Raw genomic sequence first — 23,064 nt, forward strand, 5'->3', positions numbered from 1 at the left:
ATGAACGTGCATCCCCGTGAACTTGACGAGACACCTGACCGTGACGAAGCGGAAGCTGCGCTAAAAGTGTTGCGCAAGTGGGCAGTTAAAGCGTCGGACACCGAAATCAGTCAGCTGGACCCTGCTGTTTCACGTCTGATCCCGGGGCTTTCTCCGGTAAATTACCCAGATCTCTCAAGAAATTACCCGGAAGAGTTCAACATAGATGAAGTTTACAAGGCTTCTTTGCCTGACTTGCAGAACGGGCCATCAAGCCTGATCCGCGGTGCAAAGCAGCAAATCCAGCACGTTGGAATTTCGAATTTCCGCCTACCGATTCGATTTCACCGAAAACATGGGGATGATCTAACGCTCGAGACATCTGTCACAGGGTCAGTCAGCCTTGAAGCTGAAAAAAAGGGAATAAACATGTCCCGTATCATGCGTTCTTTTTATAAGCACGCAGAGCGGACCTTCAGCTTTGAAGTAATGGAAGCAGCGCTCAATGATTACATGACCGATTTGGACAGTATGGACGCTCGAATTCAGATGCGGTTTTCCTATCCTGACCAAGTGGCAAGCCTACGGTCAGGCCTGATGGGTTATCAGTATTATGATATCGCCCTGGAACTGATTGAAACGGGCGGCCAACGCCTAAAGATCATGCACCTCGACTATGTATACTCATCGACGTGCCCGTGTTCGCTGGAACTGAGCGAACATGCGCGGTCGACACGTGGTCAATTGGCCACTCCACATTCTCAACGATCTGTCGCGCGAATTTCAGTTGTAGTTGATTGCGACGCAGATTGCTTATGGTTCGAAGATTTGATTGCCTTGTGCCGCCGCGCCGTGCCGACAGAAACGCAAGTAATGGTCAAGCGAGAAGACGAACAGGCATTCGCAGAATTGAATGCTGCCAATCCAATTTTCGTTGAGGATGCGGTAAGGCTGTTCTGTGCCGAATTGCAGGCTGACCACCACGTCGGAGATTTTCGTGTTATCGCAAGTCACCAAGAAAGCCTTCATAGCCATGACGCGATATCGATTCTGACTGAAGGTCCAACCTTCGAATCGGTCAGTGTGGACCCTCGCTTGTTCATGGCTCTCTTTCATGTTGGTTAACATCTACGCAGAACCTTTTGTGATCTGGTTGTAATTTCCGCATTTGGCGTTTTTTTGCCGCAGTGCAGCAAGAATTGCTGCATATGCTGCGACATTGGCGTAAAAGAAACGACGAAAGCAGTTGCTGCGCCGTTGCAAATAGTCCGAGTGAAAAGACTCACGACGAAATTCTGAGGTGCAGCCTTAGAGGAAACCGGTACGTGAATGGCCTTGGACCGCGACTCTGCGTATCAGCCCGATCAATCCGGGCAGCAGAAGTCTTTTCTCTAATTGCTCGCTTCACATTTTTCACAGGAGAGACTCGCAATGAATCCTATTTCCCAACCGCTTGAGTTCCAGGCTGCCGCGTTCCGGGTCGCGGGATATGCAATGGTAAGCCACTTGAAGATCATGCAGATTATGGCGCGTTCCGCTTTTGATCTGCCTATGGCGCCTGTGCATGCGTTGCATGCTGCTTCGTCGACTTCTGGGTCGGTAAAACCAAAACCGACACCACAAAAAGCTACTTCCAAACCGAAGCCTGCAACTGTCAGAGCTAAGGTAAACCCATCAAAACAAGTCAAACAAACAATGGCTTCTAAACCGAAGTTAGCAGCTAGTCCCAAACCAAAAGCTGAGTTGAGCATTAGAAAATCTGCAGTTAAGGAAACACCAAAGGCTGCTCCACCCGCGAACAAGACCAAAGCGGCGACAGCGACTAAACGATCATCGGTTGCCAAACTTGAGACTGTCCCGCCCAAACCTGTGCAGGCGGCTAACAAACCAAAGACAAAGGCTGTCTCTCCGACGGTCAAAGCAGTTTCAGGAGACAAATCCGCATCGGCAAAACCAGCCACTGCTAAGCGAGTGCCTGCGGCCTCAAAACCTGTGTTCACGACCACTAAGCAAGCGACCCCGGCATCAGTTTCCAAGCCATCGACGCCAAAATCTGTTGAGTCATCCAAATCTGAAGAGGCGCATAAAACCGCCATGCGGAGGACGCGGGCTCCTTCCAAACCACCTGCAATGCCAGCAAAAACGGCTAAATCGGACGACTAATCCGATATCACCCGCTTGACACCGTCGGGTAGGCACGCCAACCCTGCGCGTGATGATGGACTTTCGCCCGGTCGGATATGTGATTGGCCTGCTGGTCGCCATTCTAGGGGCGACCATGCTGTTGCCTATGCTTGCGGACCTGATCGAGGGTCGAGGGGAATGGCACGTTTTCTTTGAAAGCGCAGTCATCACTATGCTGACGGGTGTCATTCTCGCAGTAAGTTGCTCAAATGGCGTAGGCGAAGGGTTGACCATTCGACAAACGTTTCTGTTGACCACAGGCGTTTGGGTCGCGCTGCCAGTTTTTGGTGCCATACCGTTTCTGTTTGGTGAAACAGAGTTTCGTTTCGTTGACGCCTATTTTGAGGCGATGTCTGGTTTGACCACAACCGGTTCAACCGTGATCTCGGGGCTGGAAAACATGCCAAGAGGCTTGTTGTTATGGCGTGGTCTTCTTCAGTGGTTGGGCGGTATCGGTATCATCGTTGTAGCAATGGTTTTCTTGCCCGAACTGCGTGTGGGTGGAATGCAGATCTTCCGGTCGGAAGGTTTTGAAACAATGGGGAAAATCCTACCGCGTGCGCAAGAGATCGCAGGCCAGATATCCATGATATACGTGTCACTGACGGTGGTGTGTGCCTTGGTATATGCCGGACTCGGGATGAATTTTTTCGACGCAACGGTACACGCAATGACGACGATCGCCACTGGCGGGTTTTCGAATTATGACAGCTCCTTTGCAGTGTTTTCAGGGGCAACGGAATACGCGGCGGCGATCTTTATGATCCTCGCAGCGTTACCATTTGTGCGCTATGTGCAACTGGCAAACGGTCATACGACGTCGCTGTTTGAGGATAGTCAGGTTCGAGGGTTCTTGGTGACCGTTTTCGCACTCGTTCTTATCATGACGGTATTTCTGACATCGGTGTTTCCGCATCATTGGGAACAAGCGCTACGTGAGTCCCTGTTCAATATAACGTCGATCATTTCAGGGACGGGCTATGCCAGTGTCGACTACATGGGGTGGGGTAGTTTTCCTGTTATGTTGTTTTTTCTCATCGGGCTAATCGGAGGCTGCGCCGGTTCAACCGCCTGTTCGATCAAGATATTCCGCTACCAGTTGTTGATCGCGTCGATCAAAACCCAAATCAACCGGATCAGGACACCGCATGGTGTTTTCATGCCTACTTATGACGGGCGTCCGATCAGCCGCGATGTTCTGACATCTGTCATGAGCTTTTTCATGTTTTTCGTTCTTTCGCTGGGGGTTCTGTCTTGGGCCCTCGCGTTGACGGGGCTGGATTTCATTACTTCGGTGTCGGGCGCTGCAACTGCGTTGGCAAATGTTGGTCCCGGGCTGGGCGACCAGATAGGTCCAGCTGGGAACTTTGCTGGTTTAAACGACACGGCCAAGTGGCTGCTGACCATTGGTATGTTGGTTGGACGTCTGGAGTTGCTGGCCGTCTACGCAATCTTTACCGTCCAGTTCTGGAGAAGATAATGAAAAGACCCCTGGGCGCGCAAATCTCGCACGCACTGAAAGACCGTGGCGTAGACGTCATCTTTGGTATTCCCGGTGTCCACAATCAGGAAATGTACCGAGGGATTGAAGAAGCCGGGATCAAGCACGTACTGGCCCGTCATGAGCAGGGGGCAGGCTTTATGGCTGATGGCTATGCACGCGCGACTGGAAACCCCGGCGTGGCTTATGTCATTACTGGTCCGGGTTTATGCAATATCATGACACCAATTGGTCAAGCATACAGCGACTCGGTTCCGATGCTGGTGATCTCGTCCTGCCTTGACGAAACGCAATTGCAACGCGGGCAACTGCACCAAATGAAGGATCAACGCGGTGCGGCAGAAACGGTCGCAGATTGGTCCTGTCAGGCGAATGACGCAAAAGCTGCCTATGGCTTAATTGAGAGGGCTTTTGAGGAATTCGAACTTTCTCGTCCCCGGCCAAAACACATTCAGGTCCCGATTGCCCGGCTTGAAGCCGAGGCCGACCCACCGCCGTTTCCCAACCAGCCGGGATTGCATACAAAGGCTCTGCCGCCTGATATCGCACCAGTTCTGTCGCTGTTGAATATCTCGCGGCGGCCTTTGTTCATTCTGGGCGGCGGAGCGCGTTCGAACCTTTGGCGGCAAATTCTCACGCAATTGGGTGCTGCATGCTTCACCACTTATGCCGGACGCGGAATGGCCGGCTCGGGCTATGCGTTGGATTTTGGGGCGATGCTGCCTCGGCCTGGTAGCGCCGAAATTATCGCTTCAGCAGATCTTGTTGTTGCTGTAGGTGCGGAATTGGCGGAAGTGGACCTGTGGAGAACCCACTTGGGAAACTCTGCCCATCTTGTCCGGATCGATCTGGATCCTGAGGTGCTTGCCGATCGACATCGGGCATCAGTCAAGCTTCAGGCGGATGGCGAGAGTTTCGCGCAGGCTTTGTGGGCAGTTGCAGAGCAGGTCAAACCCGCAACTGGCTGGACGTCCCGTGAGGTTGCAGAAGTGCGTACCCGTTGGCGTACAGAAGTTGATGCTGAACGGCCGGGCATTGTCCCGGTGGTGGATGCGTTGCGTGCTGCAATACCGGCAGACACAATGATCTATTCCGACATGACCCAGTTTGCTTATGTTGCCAAAGAGGTATGGGACATGGCTTATCCATACCACTGGCATCATCCCACTGGTTTTGGCACTTTGGGTTATGCTTTGCCAGCGGGCATAGGCGGGGCAGTCGCCAGAAGCGGTAAACCAACCGCTGTAATCGCGGGAGATTACGGATTTCAATATACTTTGCAGGAACTGGGAACCGCCGTCGAGCTGGGTCTGTCGTTACCGATTATCGTTTGGGACAACGGCAAATTGAAAGAAATCGAAGATAGTATGGTTCGGGGGCAGATTGCGCCCAATGCTGTGGTCGCGGGTAATCCAGATTTCTGCAAGCTTGCAGAGGCGTTTGGGGCTCGGTCTGCTGAACCTGAAAGCTTGCGGAATATGCAGGCGGCTGTACGCGATGCGTTCGATGCTCCTGTTCCAACATTGATCCGTGTTAAAACGGATATTCTTTAGCGGGTGATTAGTTCAGGCGCCGCCATTGGGCAGCGCCACTTTACGATTTGGCTTCAATCCCAGCAGTGGATCAAAACGGTCATGCCGTTTGCGCGGCGGCTAAGCTCTCCAGGTGATATTTGCCCGGTGTTTTGACCGGGCTGTCCTGCGACACCGGCCTTTGCAAGAACTTCCGTGAGGCGTTCAACGTTGGCCGCCAAACTAACACTCTGTGGCAGTGTTCGATCGCTGGATGGAGACGGCATAAGCATTCCGACAACATTTCCACTATCGTCGAATACGGGTCCCCCGGCGTCGCCCGGAAGTGCTGAAAGGTCCAGACGCTTGACGCCTTCTTCTCCGTTCAGGCCTCGTATGTCGGCAATTTGTCCAAAAGTCAGCGTTGGTGCACCCAATGCGCCCTCATAAGAGAAACCGGAAACCGCCACGTTCGATTGAATACGAGGCTTGGACGGGTTGAGTTCGGCGACGCTGATAGGGGCCAGTGTTTGTGTTGGTCGCAGAACTGCGACGCCCAAGTCGGTGTCGGACCAAGCGACTTGAACGTTTTGATCACCCTCCAGAGTTATACGTGAGCAACCGGCCGCGACCTCAGACACGGTCAAGATCGAACCATTAGGGTCAGCAAAAAAACCTGATCTAGAAAGGCGGGGCTTGCGGATTCGCAGGCCTGAAACCAGGTCAATACTTTGTTCTGCTTCCGCACCTGCACCGTCATCCAGAACAGCGTTGGTGACGTTAAAGCTGTTTCGAATTGCGGCTAAAACCCGCACGCGTCTGGCGTCATCGCCTTCGGGCCAAATCAGCGTAAAACCCTTGATATTGCCGTTTTCCAACGTCGCCTGGGTATAAGAGATTATTCCTTTTCCGCGTCCTTCGATCGAAAAGCTGTTGCCGCGCAACTCGCGAGGTCCACCAAGTGGCACGATCTCAAGAGACTGCATTACGTCATACAAGGCCCTCAGGGTGGCTGGGGTACCTTTCTGGCTTATTAACATTGCCTTGGCATTAAGATCCGAGGCCGGTTTGAAATGGACAAAGGGTGCCTGGTATCGGTCGAACGCCATAACGTTCAGAGGTAGGTCCAGCTCGATTCCTGCGCGCGCGTCCGTGTATTTGCCCATTCCGACGCTATCCAACGGCGCGTTGTATGCATCCATTAGAGCCTTTCGTTGAAGGGTGGTCAGAACGCCCGTAGGTTCGTAACCATTGAACCTTTGCCATTCTTGCATAGAACGCCGCGTGCCAACTCCAAACGCACCATCGATGGTGGCGTTGTAAAAACCGGACGCTTGCAGCGCCATCTGCAGGTCTTTGCGCTCTTGTTCAGTCAGAAGACGCTCTCCTCTAAGGGCTTGCGATCTGGTCTCCTGTGAAGGCTGAAGCGTTGCGTTTTCCTGTATTCGTTCACTTGGCTCAACGGGCGTTGCAACAGTTCCACGGTTCAGTACGTTTGCGCCAATCGGCCAAAACTGCTGAGCAAACGAATTCGAAACTGCGATGTAGCTGTCTGCGGGAATTTGACCTTCCGCTCGGTAGACACTTAAAACTTGCTCGGCGTCAGATCGTAAATACGGCCCAATCACAATAGCATACCAGCCACTATTGAGGCGAAATCCGTTCACGTCAGGCAAAGAGCGGGAGTAGACTTGAGCCCTTTCCTGCGCGTCGCGCAAGGATGGCTGTGCCTCCACTTGCACCCAAACACCCAAATCCTGCTGGGCATTTGCTGCCCGCAGTCCAAAAAGCAAAACCAAAAATATTGCCGAAACTATTCGTGTCATCTTCTGCCCGTTTTGCTGCCTTTGATTTGGACGCCAGACTATGCGATTCCCAATGGTAAACGCCATGCCTCTATTGAGGGGAAATTTCAATGTGGCGGCACAGTGACATCCTGAGGTTATTGGACCGTTGACGCCCCTTTACCCCTTGCATAGGAAAGGCGAAACATACCTGAACTAGGCGCGTAGGCGCCAAAAAAGGAAGTCCATGACTGAACCGTCCAGCGCACCACGTTCATTTCAAGAAATAATTCTGCGGCTGCAGACCTATTGGGCGTCCAAAGGCTGTGCTATTTTGCAACCTTACGACATGGAAGTTGGGGCAGGGACATTCCACCCCGCGACTACCTTGCGTGCATTGGGTTCAAAGGCATGGGCGGCTGCGTATGTTCAACCCTCCAGACGCCCGACCGACGGGCGTTACGGCGAGAACCCAAACCGTCTGCAGCACTACTATCAGTACCAAGTTTTGATTAAACCCAGCCCTCCGGACCTGCAGGATCTTTACCTTGGCTCATTGCAGGCGATTGGTATTGATATGGAATTGCACGACATCCGTTTTGTCGAAGATGATTGGGAAAGTCCCACTCTGGGCGCCTGGGGCCTTGGTTGGGAGGTTTGGTGTGACGGTATGGAAGTCAGCCAATTCACTTATTTCCAGCAAGTTGGAGGCCACGACTGCGCACCCGTCTCGGGCGAATTGACTTATGGACTCGAAAGGCTTGCGATGTATGTGCTTGGTATAGACCACGTGATGGATATGCCTTTTAACGACCCGCAGTCGCCTAGCCCGTTGACTTACGGCGAAATTTTCAAGCAAACAGAAGAAGAATATGCCCGCTGGAACTTCGACGTGGCTAACACCGATGTTCTGTTGCGCCAATTTGAAGAGGCCGAGGCCGAATGTGCGGCCATTTTGGCGCAGGAGCATAAAGACCCCAAGACTGGAAAGCGCATTATCATGGCGCATCCCGCCTATGATCAATGCATCAAGGCCAGCCACATCTTCAATCTGCTGGACGCGCGCGGTGTCATCTCGGTGACGGAACGGCAGGCGTATATTGGCCGAGTACGTGCATTGGCCAAACAATGCGCAGATGCTTTTGTCATGACAGAGGCCGCCGGGCACGCCGTCTAATGCGCCAGTCAAGCCAATCCAGGCAACAATACTTTGAGACCCGCGGCGATCATTCCAATGGCAATAGCCGACAGGATCATCCCCATGAAACGGCTCATTATCACCCGGGCATGTACCGAAAGATGTTTGGCAAGCGTCGACGCGTTCCAGAACGTCACAAAAAGCAAAAGAAGAACAATCAGGAAAACGCTTGCATAAACAATAATATCTGTCGCATTTTTGATGTGATGTGCGTACAGGATCAAGGTTGTAATCGTTCCCGGCCCAACCAAAATAGGAAAGGCCAGCGGATAGAAAGCCACGGTTTCCGGCTCAGGGTAGGATTGCCTTTCACCTTCTGTTCCGTGGTGCGAGGTACTCTGGGTTCCATTCAGCATATTCAGGCCAATCATAAGGACGACCAATCCCCCTGCGACACGCAGATCATCCACACTGATCCCGAACAGGCCGAGCGCCTGATTACCGATGGCGGCAAATGTTCCGCCAAGGACAAGGCAACAGGTAATTGTTTTTATAGCGACTTTCCGTTGCTCGGCCGGTTGCAGGCCATCGGTCACACTCAGATACACAGGCAAATTGGTGACCGGGTTCATAATCGCAAACAGCGCGCCGAAAAATCCGACGGCAAGGGTTGTATCCATTCCTATAATCTCGTGTGGCCCTGTTCTGGAACGAAACCTGTCCTATTTTCAGCATTCTGGAAAGAGGCATCGTGAGCAGGAGGTTTTTACGATGACTGGAAAACTGCTTGCCATTCTTCTTTTGATTTCGGCGGTAGTGGCTGGAGTGGGCATGTATTACCTTCAGATTTACGGGTTTTACTATGATGTAGAGGCTGAGCCCGGGCAGGATGTTGTCCTACTGGAAAGTGGCGCGGACGCTCCTTCGCCTATCCCGTATACCGATTTTGAGGCGATAGATGCGGACAGTTCTCCTATTCGTTACCGTGCTTGCTTTGAAACTGAGCTGAGGCCGTACAATATGCAGGACGATTATATTGTCGTACCGAAGGCCGAGCCGCTAACGGCGCCGGGATGGTTCGAATGCTACGATGCTCTGGCTTTGGCTGATGCGTTGAAATCCGGGGAAGCACAAGCATTTATGGGGATTAAAAACGTCCATTTCGGTGTGGATCGAATCGTGGCAGTGACTAATGAAGGTAAGGGGTTTGCTTGGCACTCCCTGAACAATTGCGGGGAAAAGGCGTACGATGGGACTGTAGTCGGCGAGGAATGCCCGCCGCGAGCAAATGATTGATGGTATGTTTTACCAAGAGATCTTTTAGATTTTCAGTTTTTCGTCGCGTTTGACACTGGTGCCAAGTACATCATTTCTGGACGGTGTCGCAAACTCAACCTCAAGCTAATAATTTGGATGCCGTAGGTCTTCCAAAAAGCAGTTGATCGAAAATATGAAACTTGTCTTCGGGCTATGTGGCCTATCACCTATTGCCTTTATAGTGCCCGGCCTTGTATCCGCCTTCATTGTGGATATCACAATTAACATAGTCATCCTGACAATCGCCAATTTCTAAGGACTGAAAATGCCTGACCTGCTGATTGAACTGTTTTCCGAGGAAATTCCCGCGCGCATGCAGGCCCGCGCTGGCGAAGACTTGAAAAAGCGGATTACCAGCGGTTTGGTCGAAGCAGGTTTGACGTATTCATCAGCAGTCGTACTTACCACACCTCGCCGTCTGGCTCTGGCGGTCGAAGGGGTTTTGGCGGAGAGCCCAACAATCCGCGAAGAACGTAAAGGTCCGAAAGTTGGCGCCCCGGATAAAGCGATAGAAGGGTTTCTACGCGGGGCAGGTTTAACCCGGGATCAATTGGAGGAACGCGATACACCCAAAGGCGCGGTGTATTTTGCCGTGATCGAAAAAACCGGGCGTCCAGCCGCCGAAATCGTAGCCGAGGTTTTAGAGGCAACGATACGCAATTTTCCCTGGCCGAAATCGATGCGATGGGGCAACGGCGGATTGCGTTGGGTTCGTCCCTTGCACTCAATTCTTTGTATTCTGTCGGATGAAAGCGGCGCACAGGTTGTTCCAATGATGGTCGAGGGTATCCCGGCCGGAGATACGACAGAAGGCCACCGTTTCATGGCCCCTGGTCGTTTTTCCGTAAACTCTTTCGAGGATTACGCGGAGAAACTAAAGCGATCCTACGTGATGCTTGCGCCCGAAGAACGCGCTGAACATATCTGGAATGATGCGCAGAACCTAGCTTTTGCGGCCGGATTGGACGTGGTCGAGGATAAGGGTCTTCTTGCTGAAGTTGCCGGACTGGTGGAATGGCCCGTTGTTTTGATGGGTCAGATCGATGCCGAGTTCCTCGATCTTCCTCCGGAAGTTTTGCAGACATCGATGAAAGAGCATCAAAAGTTCTTTTCGGTCCGAAACCCAAGGACTGAAAGAATCGAGCGTTTCATGACGGTTGCCAATCGTGAAACGGCGGACAATGGGGCCACAATATTGGCCGGAAACCAAAAGGTGTTGTCGGCTCGTTTGGCGGACGCGAAGTTCTTTTGGGATAATGACCTACGAGTTGCCGAATCGGACATTACCCACTGGACGCGTGCGCTTGAGAATGTGACTTTCCACAACAAACTTGGAACACAGGCCCAGCGGATTCAGCGCATCGCTTCTCTTGCCCGCGAATTGGCACCCACAACAGGGGTGGATGCCGATTTATCCGAAAAAGCTGCACGCTTGGCTAAGGCTGACTTGAGCTCGGAGATGGTGTACGAGTTTCCCGAACTTCAAGGACTTATGGGGCGCTACTACATCAAAGCAGCGGGGGAAGACGCCTCTGTAGCTGCTGTCGCGCAAGAGCATTACTCGCCGCTTGGACCGTCCGATGATGTGCCAACCTCGGCTTTGTCGGTGACTGTAGCGCTGGCAGACAAGCTGGACACGCTGGCAGGTTTTTGGGCGATTGACGAGAAACCGACTGGTTCAAAAGACCCGTTTGCCCTTCGTCGCGCGGCACTTGGCGTTATTCGTTTGGTACTCAGCAATGATTTGCGCCTCCCGCTGGATCGTTTTTTTGACAGCCAGTTGGTGAGGGCTGAAAGCGCAGCAAATAACGCTTTACCGCGCGAGAATGTTGAGCATTTGTTGGACGAAATCGCAGACCACGGTGTTTTTGGCGCGGCATTTCAGGCCGTAAAAGAGAAGATCGGCGAAATTCCCAACTCCGATTTCCTCAAGCTTGAAAAAAAAGTACCCGACGCTTCGGATGACCTCCTTGATTTCTTCCATGACCGGCTCAAGGTTTTTCTGCGTGAAGAAGGTATCAGGCACGACATCATCGACGCCTGCATCGCCATGGATGGCAACGACGATTTGACCCTGCTGGTCAAACGTGCGCGCGCTTTGAACGCTGTGATTGAGACAGAGGACGGCGAAAACCTTGTTCAGGGTTTCAAACGGGCCAATAACATCCTGGCCCAGGCCGAAGAAAAGGATGGGGTTGAATATTCCTATGGTGCGGACATTAAGTTTGCAGAAACGGACAGCGAAAAAGCGTTGTTCGATGCTTTGGACACCACAAAAACGAATATCGACCAGGCATTGAAATCAGAGGACTTCCCAGCGGCAATGTCGGCAATGGCGTCTTTGCGGGCACCGGTCGACGCGTTTTTTGAGGATGTTCAGGTTAACACCGACAATGACATCTTGCGCCGCAATCGTCTGAACCTGCTTAATCAAATCCGCCAGGTCTGTTCATCGGTCGCCGATCTGACCCGGATCGAAGGATAATGACCGGGCCACAAGGTCTTGTAGACTAGAACTTCCTTGCACGACGGGCGCAGGTGCCTATGCTGCGGTGGAACCACGAGGTGCTGCAGTGCAGAATAATCCGCATACAACACTGATAACGACCGACGCCCCGGTGGCTGCGAGCACTCATGGTGGGCGCGCTAAGTGTTTGCAACGACTTGTTCGGTTGAACCTGCCGGTGCCTCGCACGGTGGCTTTGTCCTTTGATGCGGTGCAAAAGATCGCAAAGGGCCAGATGCCGGATATCGCCGCAATTTTAGATCAGTTCGATACATCGGCTTTGCTGTGCGTTCGCCCCAGCTCGGAGGACCCTGATTGGGGCGGTCCCGGTGCTGTTCTCAACATCGGCATGAATGACGCAAGTTATTTGGATTTGTCTGCTGATATGGGTGCCGATGCCGCTGCGGCGTTGTTTTTGCGGTTTGTGCAAAGCTACGCGACGCACGTCGCCAGACTCGACCCGGATGTCTTTGATGATATTGATGCAGACGGTCGCGAAGGGTTGAGTCTGAGCCTTCGCGCTTACGAAGACGAAACGGACGAAGCTTTCCCACAAGACCGCGGCGAGCAGCTGATCGCAGTGCTCAGATCCATGGCTCGTGCATGGGATGGGACGTCTGCTCGCCTTCTTCGTCAAGCTAAAGGGGCTCCTGCCGATGCAGGATTGGGATTGGTTATCCAGGAAATGATCCCAGGTGTTGGGCAGGGTGAATGCGGATCGGGTGTTTTACAACTGGTTGATCCTGCAACCGGTTTGCAGCAGATCACCGGACGGTATCTGAGCCAGAGCCAAGGGCGCGATGCGCTGGGTGAAGGGGTGTCCGCCTTATATCTTGAAAAGGATCCGCGCGGCCAGTCACTTGAAGATCTTGCGCCAAAAGCCTTCGCCGAACTAAAGGCGCACGCTGCACTGATGCGTGAGAAGCTTCGAGAAGAGATGCAGGTCGAATTCGTCATTGAAAACGGCCATGTTCATATTCTTGATGGTGTTCGTGTGCAGCGTGGCTCGCGTGCTGCAATGCGCATAGCAGTTCGTCTTGCCGAAGACGGTGTTATCCCAAGGCAAGAAGCGGTAATGCGTATCGATCCGCATTCATTGAACGAATTGCTCCACCGTCAAGTTCATCCTGACGCTCGGAGGGATGTGCTGACAACTGGTATTGCTGCAAGCCCGGGGGCTGCAACTGGGAGTTTGGTTTTTACTGCCGCCGAAGCCCAGGCTAGTGCAGCCAGGGGCGAACCCTGCATTCTGGTGCGACGTGAGACGTCCCCTGAAGACGTCCGAGGCATGCATGCCTCCGTTGCTGTTCTAACAGAAAAGGGCGGCATGACGAGCCATGCCGCTGTTATTGGTCGCGGCCTGGGCCTTCCCTGTATAGTGGGAGCCTCAGGAATGCGTTTTCAAACTAAGTTGAAAACTCTGACTGCGCCGAACGGGCGAGTTTTCAAAACCGGCGATATTCTCACGATTGATGGGACATCCGGACAGGTTTTGGCTGGGCAGCCTGCTATGCTTGAGGCGGCGTTAGATGATTGTTTCCAGACGCTTATGTCATGGGCTGATGCAGAACGCGATATTGCGATCCGAGCAAATGCCGATACCCCCGCTGACGCTCAGACCGCGCGCAATTTTGAGGCTCAAGGCATTGGCTTGTGCCGAACAGAACACATGTTCTTCGATCCCGGTCGACTGACCGTTATGCGCGAAATGATCTTTGCTCAGACATCGTCTGGCCGCGCTGCCGTGCTTGAACGTTTGCTGCCAATGCAACGGCAGGATTTTGTTCAACTGTTCCGGATAATGGAAGGGCAGCCAGTCTGCATCCGTTTATTTGATCCGCCGTTACATGAGTTTCTTCCTACGACGCGTAGCGGTCAACGCGAGTTGGCCGAGGCATTGGATTTGCCGGTTTCGGATGTGGAGCGGCGCGTGGATGCGATGAGCGAATACAACCCGATGCTAGGGCTGCGCGGTGTTCGCTTGGGCGTTACTGTGCCGGAGATCTATGACATGCAGGCTCGGGCGATATTTGAAGCTACTCTAGAGGCCAGCAAGGATGGAGCGCCAGTTGTTCCCGAAGTGATGATTCCGCTGGTTTCCGCCAAGCGAGAAGTAGAACTGGTCAAGGCCCGAATTGACGCTGTCGCGGCCGAAGTCTCGTCGGAGCAAGGGCAAGAGATCGATTATCGACTGGGTGTAATGGTCGAAACGCCACGCGCATGTATGCGGGCAGGTGAAATTGCAGCGCACTCCGCTTTTCTCAGTTTTGGAACCAATGACCTTACGCAAATGACCTACGGATTGTCGCGCGACGACGCAGGACGGTTTATGTCGGCATACGTTAAACTTGGCGTCTTCAACGAAGATCCATTTCATGTTCTGGACGCCGAGGGGGTAGGAGAGTTGTTAAAATTAGGGGCTGAGCGCGGACGCGAAGCGCAGCCCGAGATAACGCTTTCGGTGTGCGGGGAACACGGCGGCAACCCCGAATCAATCGCTATTTGCCGTGACCTTGGGTTTGATTACGTGTCGTGCTCTCCATTCCGCGTGCCCGTCGCTCGGCTGTCTGCCGCTCAACTGGCAATTTCCTCCAAACTTGGGGGTTGACATAGATTAAAACCCCTAGAAATAGTGGTTGCGAGATAGGGTGGTGGCCAGATTAATTTGGCGGCCCGGGCGAGATTCCTCTTGTGATTTTCAAAAAACTGGACCTTTGCCGCTGGGTAAGGTATCAGCCTCGTCGCGCCCGCCGGGGGAGGGTATGGCGCGTTAAGTGCCTGTGCGAGGTTATCTGATGAGACGTTACATAGTGGTTGCTGCCGCAATGGTGGCAACCGTGCTGCCGATTATGTCGTCTGCCGATAGGCAGAGTGTTGAAACGACGAAGAGAGAACTAGTTTCCCGGAACGAATTGCCGTCTGAAAGTTTTCGCGATTATTTGAAAATTTTTAAGCCTAGAAAAGCGCCAGAACCGGTTGAAATTTCTTACACAAAGGCTTGGCTGGATCAACAGCCGAAGGCATCAGGCGACGAGCATTTTCGTTGTTTGGCCGAGGCTTTGTATTTCGAGGCACGGGGGGAAAGCATCCGTGGTCAGTTTGCCGTAGCCGAAGTGATCCTGAACCGTGTGGACAGTACGCGATTTCCGAACTCGCTTTGCGGAGTGATTAATCAGGGTACAGGGCGCAAATACCAGTGCCAGTTCACCTATACTTGCGACGGTAAGAAAGAAGTTTTCCACGAAAAGAGAGCGTACGAACGCGTCGCCAAGGTAGCACGCGCCGCAATCGATGGCGTTGCAGAAGAGATGACGTCTGGCGCCACTCACTACCATACTAAATCGGTTCGACCTTCGTGGTCGCGGGTTTACAAAGAGACGGCACGGATTGGCGTGCACATCTTTTATCGCCACAACTACCGCACTGCGAGCAACTGATTGTCGCTCCTGCGCTGGAAGCTTGGTGCGGTAATACAATGTTCAGACTATATTGTGGGCCGGGGAGGCCCATAATGCTGTTTAACAGAAGACAAATCTTGAAATCGGCTGCGGCTCTGACTTTGCTGCCACTGGCAGCGCGCGCTTCAAATCATGTGATGGTCGCAAGCGAAACCATTCAGCAACTGGCACCTGAAGGTTTCGACAAGACAAGGGTCTGGAGCTTTGGAGGCTCGGTTCCCGGCACAGCAATTCGGGTCGAGCAGGGTGCGCGTGTTCAACGTATGGTGGACAACCAATTGTCCGTTCCGACTTCTGTCCACTGGCACGGAATTCGCATCGACAATGCAATGGATGGAGTGCCCGGCGTCACACAAGAAGCAATCCCTGCGGGGGGAAGCTTTGAATATGATTTTGTGGTGCCAGATGCCGGAACTTATTGGTATCACGCGCATAATCGGTCGGTTGAACAGGTGGCGAGGGGGCTGTATGGTCCGCTGATCGTGCAAGAGGCTGATGCTCCTGATGTAGATCAGGACTTGGTTCTGATGCTGGATGATTGGCGGATTGATCCCGAAACAGCACAGATCGCTGATGATTTCCAAAAAAATGGGCACGATCTCAGCCATGCAGGTCGGATCGGGAACCTCATCTCGGTCAATGGGTCCTTTGATCCTACAATTCCAGTCAAACGCAATGAACGCTTAAGGTTGCGTCTGATTAACGCTGCCAACGCCCGGATATTTTACGTTGGAATTCAGGGTTTGAATGGATGGATCGTGGCGCTTGATGGAATGCCGCTGGAAAATCCGGTTCCAATTTCCGAATCTTTTCCTCTTGCTCCTGCGCAACGCGCCGACCTGTTGGTTGACGTTGATGCTGTATCAGAAGAAACAGCCAGCCTTGTGAGCGTGGAACGGGATGGTGCTTTCGGATTGGCAAAGTTTGCAGTGAGCGGTGAAATCTCTGCAACCGTCAGGCCCGCGCCGAACCCTCTGCCGCCCAATCGGTTGCCAGACGTATCGTCTTTTCAAAGCGCCCCTTTGCACAGAATGGTTCTTCAGGGCGGAGCAATGCGCTGGTTAGAAAACGCACGGATCGGTGAAACAGAGTTAACGGGCCGAGAATTGGCTCAACTCGGGCGTTTTTGGGCTTTGAATGGAGAGGCTGAGCGCCCTGCTGAGCCGTTTTTGAAAACTTCAGTGGACAGCATCCACCGTATTGAGTTTGTAAATGAGACCGCTTTCCCCCATGCGATGCATTTGCATGGACACCACTTCAGGTTGGTCGACGGGGATGGCAGCCTTGGGCCGTGGCGCGATACCGTACTGGTTGATAGGGGCCAGACCCAGCAAATTGTTCTAATGGCGGACAACCCCGGCGATTGGCTGCTGCATTGCCACATGTTGGGTCACGCGGCCTCAGGAATGATGAGCTGGTTTCGCGTAGCTTGACGCCGCATTCAGCGGGTAGAATGGCGTTTGTCGTAGTGGTATAGGCCGCAAGAGCGCCTAGACTGGGCGACAAGTACTTGATGGCAAAGGGCCTGACCAATGAGTTCTGAAATCCGTCTTGCTTTTGCACACCCGTCTGAACGGTCCGAAGCAACAGCGGCGCTTGGGCCACTGGATCGTATTTCATTACGCGATCATATCGTGGACGTCGAGATAGGTGCCTTTCAGTCCGAGCGGGGCACGACCCAGCGCATCTGCTTCAACATTGTTGTTGAAGTCCGTCCGCTAACGGATTCGATTGATGATGATGTTGATCGAATATTATCGTATGACCGAGTGACTGAGGCTATCGCATTTGAACTTGCGGCGGAAAGGCTGAACCTTCTGGAAACACTGGCCGATCGCGTTGCCGAACGTGTTTTGCTTGAGCCTCAGGCGGTAAGGGCTTTTGTCAGAATAGAAAAATTAGATCGCGGTCCCGGTGCGTTGGGCGTTGAAATTGTTCGAGGCAAAGGTGCACTTCATCATGACGTTACAGAGGAAGAACGCCCACATCCGCGCTTAGTATTTCTTTCCAATGCAGCAATTGAATCTGAAAACCTGACAGGTTGGATTGATCAATTGCAAAACCGCCAACGTCCCCTAATTTTGTGCGTCGGCGCTTCCCATTTACCCGTCCCTGAAACTGGCCATGCAATGACACAGCGCCGGATCGATCTGTTGGCTATCGAACAGAATGCGTGGGTACTGGCGGCGCGGGACCACCGCTGCGTTGTGGTATCGACGCGTACGGAATTGGATTGGGCGATGAAAAACGGTCAAATCTGCGTCTGGGCCCCATCAAAGATTGTTCTGGATGCTGTTGATGGGCCATCGGCCGCGCCTTCGGATGCAGTGGCACTGGCTGCATGGTTTGCCGCGACGTTTGAAGCCAGCGAAATGCTGGTGATCGGTGGAGAGCTTCCTGAAGCTCCAAAAACACCGCTACGCGCAATTCCCCTAGAGCAAGTCGAGCTGTGACAGAATACTACAGACCTTTGGTGCAGCACGGTCCCATTCGGCCGGAAGGTTCAGCGCCTCTGGCCGGCCAGAGCAAGTGGTTTACACATGCAGAACGTTTGACGCGTGGCGCTCCAGCCCAAATTGTCACTGTGCAAGAGATTCCGGAGGATGTGCTCCGACGCATTTCTGATCCGCGGCAGATCGTAATGGGATTGGACATGTCTGAACCGCAAATAATGGGCATCCTGAACGCCACTCCGGACAGTTTCTCTGACGGAGGGCTGCACAATTCGGTTGAGACTGCACTTTCTGCGGCTCGCAGCATGTTTGCCAATGGCGCCAGCATCTTAGATATCGGCGGGGAATCCACGCGACCCGGAGCCGACTTGGTTCCCGAAGACGAGGAAATCGCAAGGACGCAGCCCTTGATCCAGGCGTTAAGGGCGGAAACGGATGCGGCGATTTCGATCGACACTCGAAAGAGCAAGGTAGCGCGGGCTGCGCTTGAGGCCGGAGCTAACTTGATTAATGATGTCTCGGGCTTCACATTTGATCCGAAACTTGCGCCGTTTTGCGCAGAGAAAAACGTTCCGGTCTGCGTCATGCATATGCAGGGAGATCCAGGATCGATGCAAGAAAATCCACAATATAACAATGTATTGCTGGATGTTTTTGACTTTTTGAAAGGGCAGGTTGCAAAGCTGACTGCCGCAGGATTATCGCGCGATCTTGTAATCGTCGATCCGGGCATAGGATTTGGCAAGACTGTTGAGCACAATCTGATCTTGATAAAAAATCTAAGTCTATTTCACAGTCTGGGTTGCCCTATCCTTTTGGGCGCGTCTCGCAAGGGATTCATAGGGCAGATCGGGCAGGAGCCACGCAAGAATGCTCGGGCACCCGGATCTATAGCCGTAGCACTTTCGGCACTTTCACAGGGCGTGCAGATAGTGCGTGTCCACGATGTGGCAGAGACCTCTCAGGCCTTGCGTCTGTGGGCAGCGGTCCGATAATCTGGGTAAAAAAAGAAAGTCAGGAGATTTATCAGTGCGCAAGCTTTTCGGAACCGACGGGGTGCGGGGCACCGCAAATACATACCCCATGACGGCTGAAATGGTATTGCGCATTGGCGCGGCTGTCGGGCGATATTTCCGCCGAGATGCGTCAAGCGAGCATCGCGTTGTAATCGGCAAGGACACGCGGCTGTCTGGCTATATGCTGGAAAACGCTTTGACGGCCGGGCTTACGTCGACTGGGATGAATGTTTTGCTGCTGGGCCCGGTCCCGACTCCAGCGGTTGGACTGATGACCAGCTCAATGCGGGCAGATCTTGGGGTTATGATTTCGGCCAGTCACAATCCGGCCGAAGATAACGGAATCAAATTCTTTGGGCCCGATGGTTTCAAGTTGTCGGATCACGCTGAACTCGAAATAGAACAGTTGATCGAAGCAGGTGTCAGTCCGGCACAGGCGCAGAATATTGGCCGTGCGCGACGGGTGGACGACGCCCGTTTCCGCTATGGCGAACGTGTGAAGTCGTCACTTCCGCGTCAGGTCAGGTTGGACGGTTTGAAGGTGGTAATCGACTGTGCCAATGGTGCAGCTCACCGAACCGCGCCCGAGGTACTTTGGGAACTTGGTGCCGAAGTTATTCCTGTGGGTGTTTCTCCCAATGGAAAAAACATCAATCAGGACTGTGGATCAACCAACCCACGGGTTGCTGCAGAGACTGTGGTAGCCCACGGCGCAGATGTTGGCATCTGCCTCGATGGCGATGCTGATCGTGTTGTCATGATCGACGAGACCGGCAAAGTCGCTGACGGGGATCAGATTATGGCTCTGTTAGCAGGGGCTTGGTCGCGCGCTGATCAATTGAAGGGTGGTGCGTTGGTCGCGACGGTCATGTCGAATCTTGGGCTGGAACGGCATTTGGCGACACAGGGTTTGCGGTTGGAGCGGACTGCAGTGGGCGATCGCTATGTCGTCGAACGGATGCGTGAAGGCGGATTTAATCTGGGTGGTGAGCAATCTGGACACATTGTGATGAGCGATTACGCCACTACAGGTGACGGTTTGATGGCCGGATTGCACTTCCTTGCAGAGATGGTGTTGACTGGACGCAAAGCTTCAGAACTGGCGCGGCAGTTCGAGACTGTGCCGCAATTGCTTAAAAATGTTCGCTACCAAGCTGGGCAGTTGCCGCTAGAGGCAGCAAGCGTAAAGGCCGCTATTGTAGATGCCGAAGCTCGTCTGAGCGGGCAGGGGCGGCTATTGATCCGCAAATCTGGAACCGAGCCATTGGTTCGCGTAATGGCGGAATGCGAAGATGCGGCATTGTTAATGCAAGTGGTCGACGGGATCGTTGCCGAAGTTGAAGCAGCGGCCGTTTAGCGTCCAATTAGCAATTTTCGCAAACTGAACCATTGGCTAATAGCCAAACCAACAAGAATCATCGCCAAAGCTATGTAGAATCTTAGAGGCAAGGCTTCGGACAGAATCCATGAGCCAAAGACCATCGACCAGATAGGCACTTGGTAATTCACCAGGGTCATGAATACGGAACCAGCGCTTCGGATGATCGACACGCGCAGCAGTGTCGCAAACGCGGTAGGAACCAATCCCAGTAGGATTATAGCGGTACTGGGTATGCTTCCATGCCAGGAAGGGAGGCCTTCGACCAACAGCATTAACGGTAACAACGCGATAGAACCAACAACCAACGATAGGGCCGACAAGACAACAGGATCAATTGGTGGGCAACGACGGGTGAAGATCGATGCGCAGGCAAAGCATAAAGCGGCTCCAATACAAGCCAACTGCGCCAATGGTTCCGTACCCTTACCGAGTTGCACTAGTCCCGGTCCGATCAGGACCAGAGCGCCGGAAAATCCCACCAATACGCCAACAAACCGACGCAAGTTCAACGGCTCATCGGAAAAGAAATGTGCGAGCGGCAAAACCATCAAGGGTATTGCGGCCATGGAAAGGCCAGCAAATGCCGATGACACAAATTGCTGCCCCCAGCTGAGCAACATAAAGGGCAGGGCAGTCGACAGAATGCCGATCACGATAATCGACCGCCATAGATTTCGGCCCCCTGTCGGTATTTTTCGCTTGGTGATCCACATCATGATCAGCAAGGTGACTGCACCGAGCGTAGTGCGTGAGGTTGCAACAGTGAGCGGGCCGTACCCCTCTAACGCCATTGCCACCACCATGAAAGTGCCCCCCCAAATGAGGCCGAGTGCGATGACGCCGCCCCAGTTGCGGTATTCGGATTTTTTGACCATTCCCTCCCATTATCCTGCAGTAAAGGGGATGTCACTGGTCTGACATTGACATTATGTTAGTGTCTACTTACGGTAAGTCATGGCTAACATAGATCCATTTGTAGCGCTTGCCGATCCGACCCGGCGTCGGGTGTTTGAAGCAATCGCAAAACATCCGTATGCCGTAGGCGAGTTGTCGAATTTTCTGCCTGTAAGTCGTCCGGCTGTATCTCAGCATTTGAAAGTTCTCTCCGATGCAGGCTTGGTGATCTGCCGGCCGGAAGGAACGCGGCGAATCTATTCAGCCCGTCCCGAAGGGTTAGCGGAAATACGTGCTTGGCTTGATAAGTACTGGTCTGAATTACTGGAGAGTTTTTCTTCTGAAGTAGATCGAGGAAGCGTGATAAAAAATGACAGACCCTATCGTTAAGGCAGTTATGGTCAGCGCCACACCCGTTCGCGCTTTCGAAGTTTTTGTTAACCATATCGCAAAGTGGTGGCCCTTGGATAAGCACGCAGTTTCAGCTGCTGATGGAAAACCCGCCCTGGCCGTAACGATTGAGCCAAAGGTCGGCGGCGCGATCTTTGAAACCAAATGGGATAGGGAGCGCGCGGATTGGGGGCGAGTGTTGGAATTCGAGCAAGGACACAGGCTGGCCTTCAGCTGGCACCCCGGGACGGACAAGACAAAACCGACACGGGTAGAGGTGGTGTTCGAAGAAGACGCCGGCGGTTGTTCGTTGATCACCCTGACCCATTCGGGCTGGGAAATCTGGGCTGCTGAGGCACCCGATAAAATGGACGGCTATAACAACGGATGGGATTTTGTATTCGGGGAACGCTATGCAAGCGCGGTTCAAAGGTGAAAAGGACGGCCTGCAAAGCCGTCCTTTTGCTGAATAATTCGGGTTTAGTTCTTTTCTTTGTCGACCATTTTGCCGGCGGAGATCCAAGGCATCATTGCGCGCAATTTGGCGCCTGTTTCTTCGATCATATGTTCGTCGTTAGCCCGGCGTGACGCTTTGATGGTTGGTTGCCCAACAGCGTTTTCCAACATGAAATCGCGAACAAACTTTCCTTGCTGAATGTCTTCCAATACGGCTTTCATACGTGCCTTGGTCTCGTCGTATTGCAGGATACGAGGGCCAGTTACGTACTGTCCGTACTCCGCTGTATTTGAAATCGAGTAATCCATGTTGGCGATGCCGCCTTCATAGATCAGGTCAACGATCAGTTTTACTTCGTGCAGACACTCGAAATAAGCCATCTCGGGCGCATAGCCAGCTTCGACCAGAGTTTCAAAGCCGCAACGGATCAGTTCGACCAAGCCGCCGCACAAAACTGCTTGCTCACCAAACAGGTCGGTTTCGCATTCTTCCCGGAAGTTGGTCTCGATGATGCCCGAACGACCGCCGCCAATGGCTGAACAGTAAGACAGGCCGATTTCGAGCGCTTTGCCGGTTGCGTCATTGTCGACGGCCACAAGGCAAGGAACACCGCCACCCTTGGTGTATTCGCCACGAACGGTGTGTCCGGGACCTTTCGGTGCCATCATGATGACGTCTACGCCTTCTTTCGGCTCGATCAGACCAAAATGCACGTTCAGGCCGTGAGCGAACGCAATGGCTGCGCCTGGTTTGATGTTGTCGTGCACATATCTTTTGTAGGTTTCGGCCTGAAGTTCGTCGGGCATGGTGAACATTATGACGTCGCACCATGCAGCTGCTTCGGCGATTCCCATAACCTCAAGACCTTCGGCTTGGGCTTTCTTGGCCGATGGCGAGCCCTCACGCAGAGCGATGACAAGGTTTTTTGCACCCGAGTCACGCAAGTTAAGAGCGTGGGCATGGCCCTGCGAGCCATAGCCCAGAATAGCCACTTTTTTGTCTTTGATCAGGTTGATGTCGCAGTCGCGATCGTAATAGACACGCATTTTACCGGTCCTTTCAATTTTCATTGTGATGCTTTTAACTGGGCATTTT

At 53.1% G+C, this 23,064-nt stretch carries 19 protein-coding genes; 14 read left to right on the forward strand and 5 right to left on the reverse strand.

The window, feature by feature from the left end; genetic code table 11:
- Positions 1-1,104 carry a GTP cyclohydrolase FolE2 gene (gene folE2, locus AC2FNE_RS06220; protein WP_496804969.1) on the forward strand — a complete coding sequence of 368 codons (1,104 nt, stop codon included), beginning with the start codon at positions 1-3 and terminating at the stop codon, positions 1,102-1,104.
- A gap of 266 nt (positions 1,105-1,370) precedes the next feature.
- On the opposite strand, the gene AC2FNE_RS06225 is transcribed toward folE2, so the two are convergent.
- Positions 1,371-2,075 carry a hypothetical protein gene (locus AC2FNE_RS06225; RefSeq protein WP_170603795.1) on the reverse strand — a complete coding sequence of 235 codons (705 nt, stop codon included), beginning with the start codon at positions 2,073-2,075 and terminating at the stop codon, positions 1,371-1,373.
- 119 nt (positions 2,076-2,194) lie between these two features.
- On the opposite strand from AC2FNE_RS06225, the gene AC2FNE_RS06230 reads away from it, so the two are divergent.
- The gene (locus tag AC2FNE_RS06230) at positions 2,195-3,643 is read left to right on the forward strand and encodes a TrkH family potassium uptake protein (protein ID WP_496773088.1); all 1,449 of its coding nucleotides are present in this window, start codon (positions 2,195-2,197) and stop codon (positions 3,641-3,643) included.
- Complete coding sequence (locus tag AC2FNE_RS06235) at positions 3,643-5,217, forward strand: thiamine pyrophosphate-binding protein (protein WP_496804970.1); 1,575 nt, start codon at positions 3,643-3,645, stop codon at positions 5,215-5,217. Before AC2FNE_RS06230 ends, AC2FNE_RS06235 begins: the two co-directional genes overlap by 1 nt.
- 53 nt (positions 5,218-5,270) lie before the next feature.
- On the opposite strand, the gene AC2FNE_RS06240 is transcribed toward AC2FNE_RS06235, so the two are convergent.
- Positions 5,271-7,001, reverse strand: coding sequence for a serine protease (locus tag AC2FNE_RS06240; RefSeq protein WP_170603793.1), 1,731 nt, complete (start codon positions 6,999-7,001; stop codon positions 5,271-5,273).
- Positions 7,002-7,206: 205 nt separating this feature from the next.
- On the opposite strand from AC2FNE_RS06240, the gene AC2FNE_RS06245 reads away from it, so the two are divergent.
- Positions 7,207-8,136 carry a glycine--tRNA ligase subunit alpha gene (locus tag AC2FNE_RS06245; protein ID WP_170475744.1) on the forward strand — a complete coding sequence of 310 codons (930 nt, stop codon included), beginning with the start codon at positions 7,207-7,209 and terminating at the stop codon, positions 8,134-8,136.
- An 8-nt stretch (positions 8,137-8,144) separates the two neighbouring features.
- Here AC2FNE_RS06245 and AC2FNE_RS06250 read toward each other — a convergent pair whose 3' ends face one another.
- Entirely contained in the window at positions 8,145-8,777 is a 633-nt protein-coding gene (locus AC2FNE_RS06250) for a MarC family protein (protein ID WP_170603792.1), read from the reverse strand.
- A gap of 91 nt (positions 8,778-8,868) precedes the next feature.
- Between AC2FNE_RS06250 and AC2FNE_RS06255 the strand changes: the two genes are divergently transcribed.
- The 8 genes from AC2FNE_RS06255 (at position 8,869) to glmM (ending at position 20,204) form a co-directional block, all read left to right on the forward strand.
- A complete protein-coding gene (locus AC2FNE_RS06255) occupies positions 8,869-9,393 on the forward strand; it encodes a DUF6446 family protein (protein WP_170475740.1) in 525 nt (174 codons plus the stop codon).
- A 286-nt stretch (positions 9,394-9,679) separates the two neighbouring features.
- Entirely contained in the window at positions 9,680-11,899 is a 2,220-nt protein-coding gene (gene glyS, locus AC2FNE_RS06260) for a glycine--tRNA ligase subunit beta (RefSeq protein WP_496804971.1), read from the forward strand.
- A 67-nt stretch (positions 11,900-11,966) separates the two neighbouring features.
- Positions 11,967-14,528, forward strand: coding sequence for a putative PEP-binding protein (locus AC2FNE_RS06265; protein WP_496804972.1), 2,562 nt, complete (start codon positions 11,967-11,969; stop codon positions 14,526-14,528).
- Between the two features lie 187 nt (positions 14,529-14,715).
- On the forward strand, positions 14,716-15,357 hold the full coding sequence (locus AC2FNE_RS06270; protein WP_170603788.1) for a cell wall hydrolase: 642 nt from the start codon (positions 14,716-14,718) through the stop codon (positions 15,355-15,357).
- A 74-nt stretch (positions 15,358-15,431) separates the two neighbouring features.
- Positions 15,432-16,811, forward strand: a complete 1,380-nt coding sequence (locus AC2FNE_RS06275) for a multicopper oxidase family protein (protein ID WP_496804973.1) — start codon at positions 15,432-15,434, stop codon at positions 16,809-16,811.
- Positions 16,812-16,910: 99 nt separating this feature from the next.
- On the forward strand, positions 16,911-17,831 hold the full coding sequence (locus AC2FNE_RS06280; RefSeq protein ID WP_170603786.1) for a dihydroneopterin aldolase: 921 nt from the start codon (positions 16,911-16,913) through the stop codon (positions 17,829-17,831).
- Positions 17,828-18,826 carry a dihydropteroate synthase gene (folP, locus tag AC2FNE_RS06285; RefSeq protein ID WP_170603785.1) on the forward strand — a complete coding sequence of 333 codons (999 nt, stop codon included), beginning with the start codon at positions 17,828-17,830 and terminating at the stop codon, positions 18,824-18,826. Before AC2FNE_RS06280 ends, folP begins: the two co-directional genes overlap by 4 nt.
- 34 nt (positions 18,827-18,860) lie before the next feature.
- Positions 18,861-20,204 carry a phosphoglucosamine mutase gene (gene glmM, locus AC2FNE_RS06290; RefSeq protein ID WP_170475726.1) on the forward strand — a complete coding sequence of 448 codons (1,344 nt, stop codon included), beginning with the start codon at positions 18,861-18,863 and terminating at the stop codon, positions 20,202-20,204.
- Here the strand turns inward: glmM and AC2FNE_RS06295 are convergent.
- Entirely contained in the window at positions 20,201-21,103 is a 903-nt protein-coding gene (locus AC2FNE_RS06295; RefSeq protein ID WP_170603784.1) for a DMT family transporter, read from the reverse strand. The two genes, glmM and AC2FNE_RS06295, sit on opposite strands and share 4 nt — an antisense overlap.
- A gap of 79 nt (positions 21,104-21,182) precedes the next feature.
- Here AC2FNE_RS06295 and AC2FNE_RS06300 point away from each other — a divergent pair, with 79 nt between their 5' ends.
- Together AC2FNE_RS06300 and AC2FNE_RS06305 are read left to right on the forward strand one after the other, a co-directional pair.
- The gene (locus AC2FNE_RS06300; protein WP_496804974.1) at positions 21,183-21,512 is read left to right on the forward strand and encodes an ArsR/SmtB family transcription factor; all 330 of its coding nucleotides are present in this window, start codon (positions 21,183-21,185) and stop codon (positions 21,510-21,512) included.
- On the forward strand, positions 21,493-21,948 hold the full coding sequence (locus tag AC2FNE_RS06305; protein WP_496804975.1) for an SRPBCC domain-containing protein: 456 nt from the start codon (positions 21,493-21,495) through the stop codon (positions 21,946-21,948). The genes AC2FNE_RS06300 and AC2FNE_RS06305 overlap by 20 nt, the downstream gene beginning before the upstream one ends.
- 44 nt (positions 21,949-21,992) lie before the next feature.
- Here the strand turns inward: AC2FNE_RS06305 and ilvC are convergent, their stop codons facing one another.
- Positions 21,993-23,015 (reverse strand): ketol-acid reductoisomerase, encoded by a 1,023-nt coding sequence (ilvC, locus tag AC2FNE_RS06310; RefSeq protein ID WP_170603779.1) that lies wholly within the window; start codon positions 23,013-23,015, stop codon positions 21,993-21,995.
- Between the last annotated feature and the right edge of the window lie 49 nt (positions 23,016-23,064).

The sequence above is a fragment of the Ruegeria sp. YKSD179 genome (assembly GCF_059612885.1).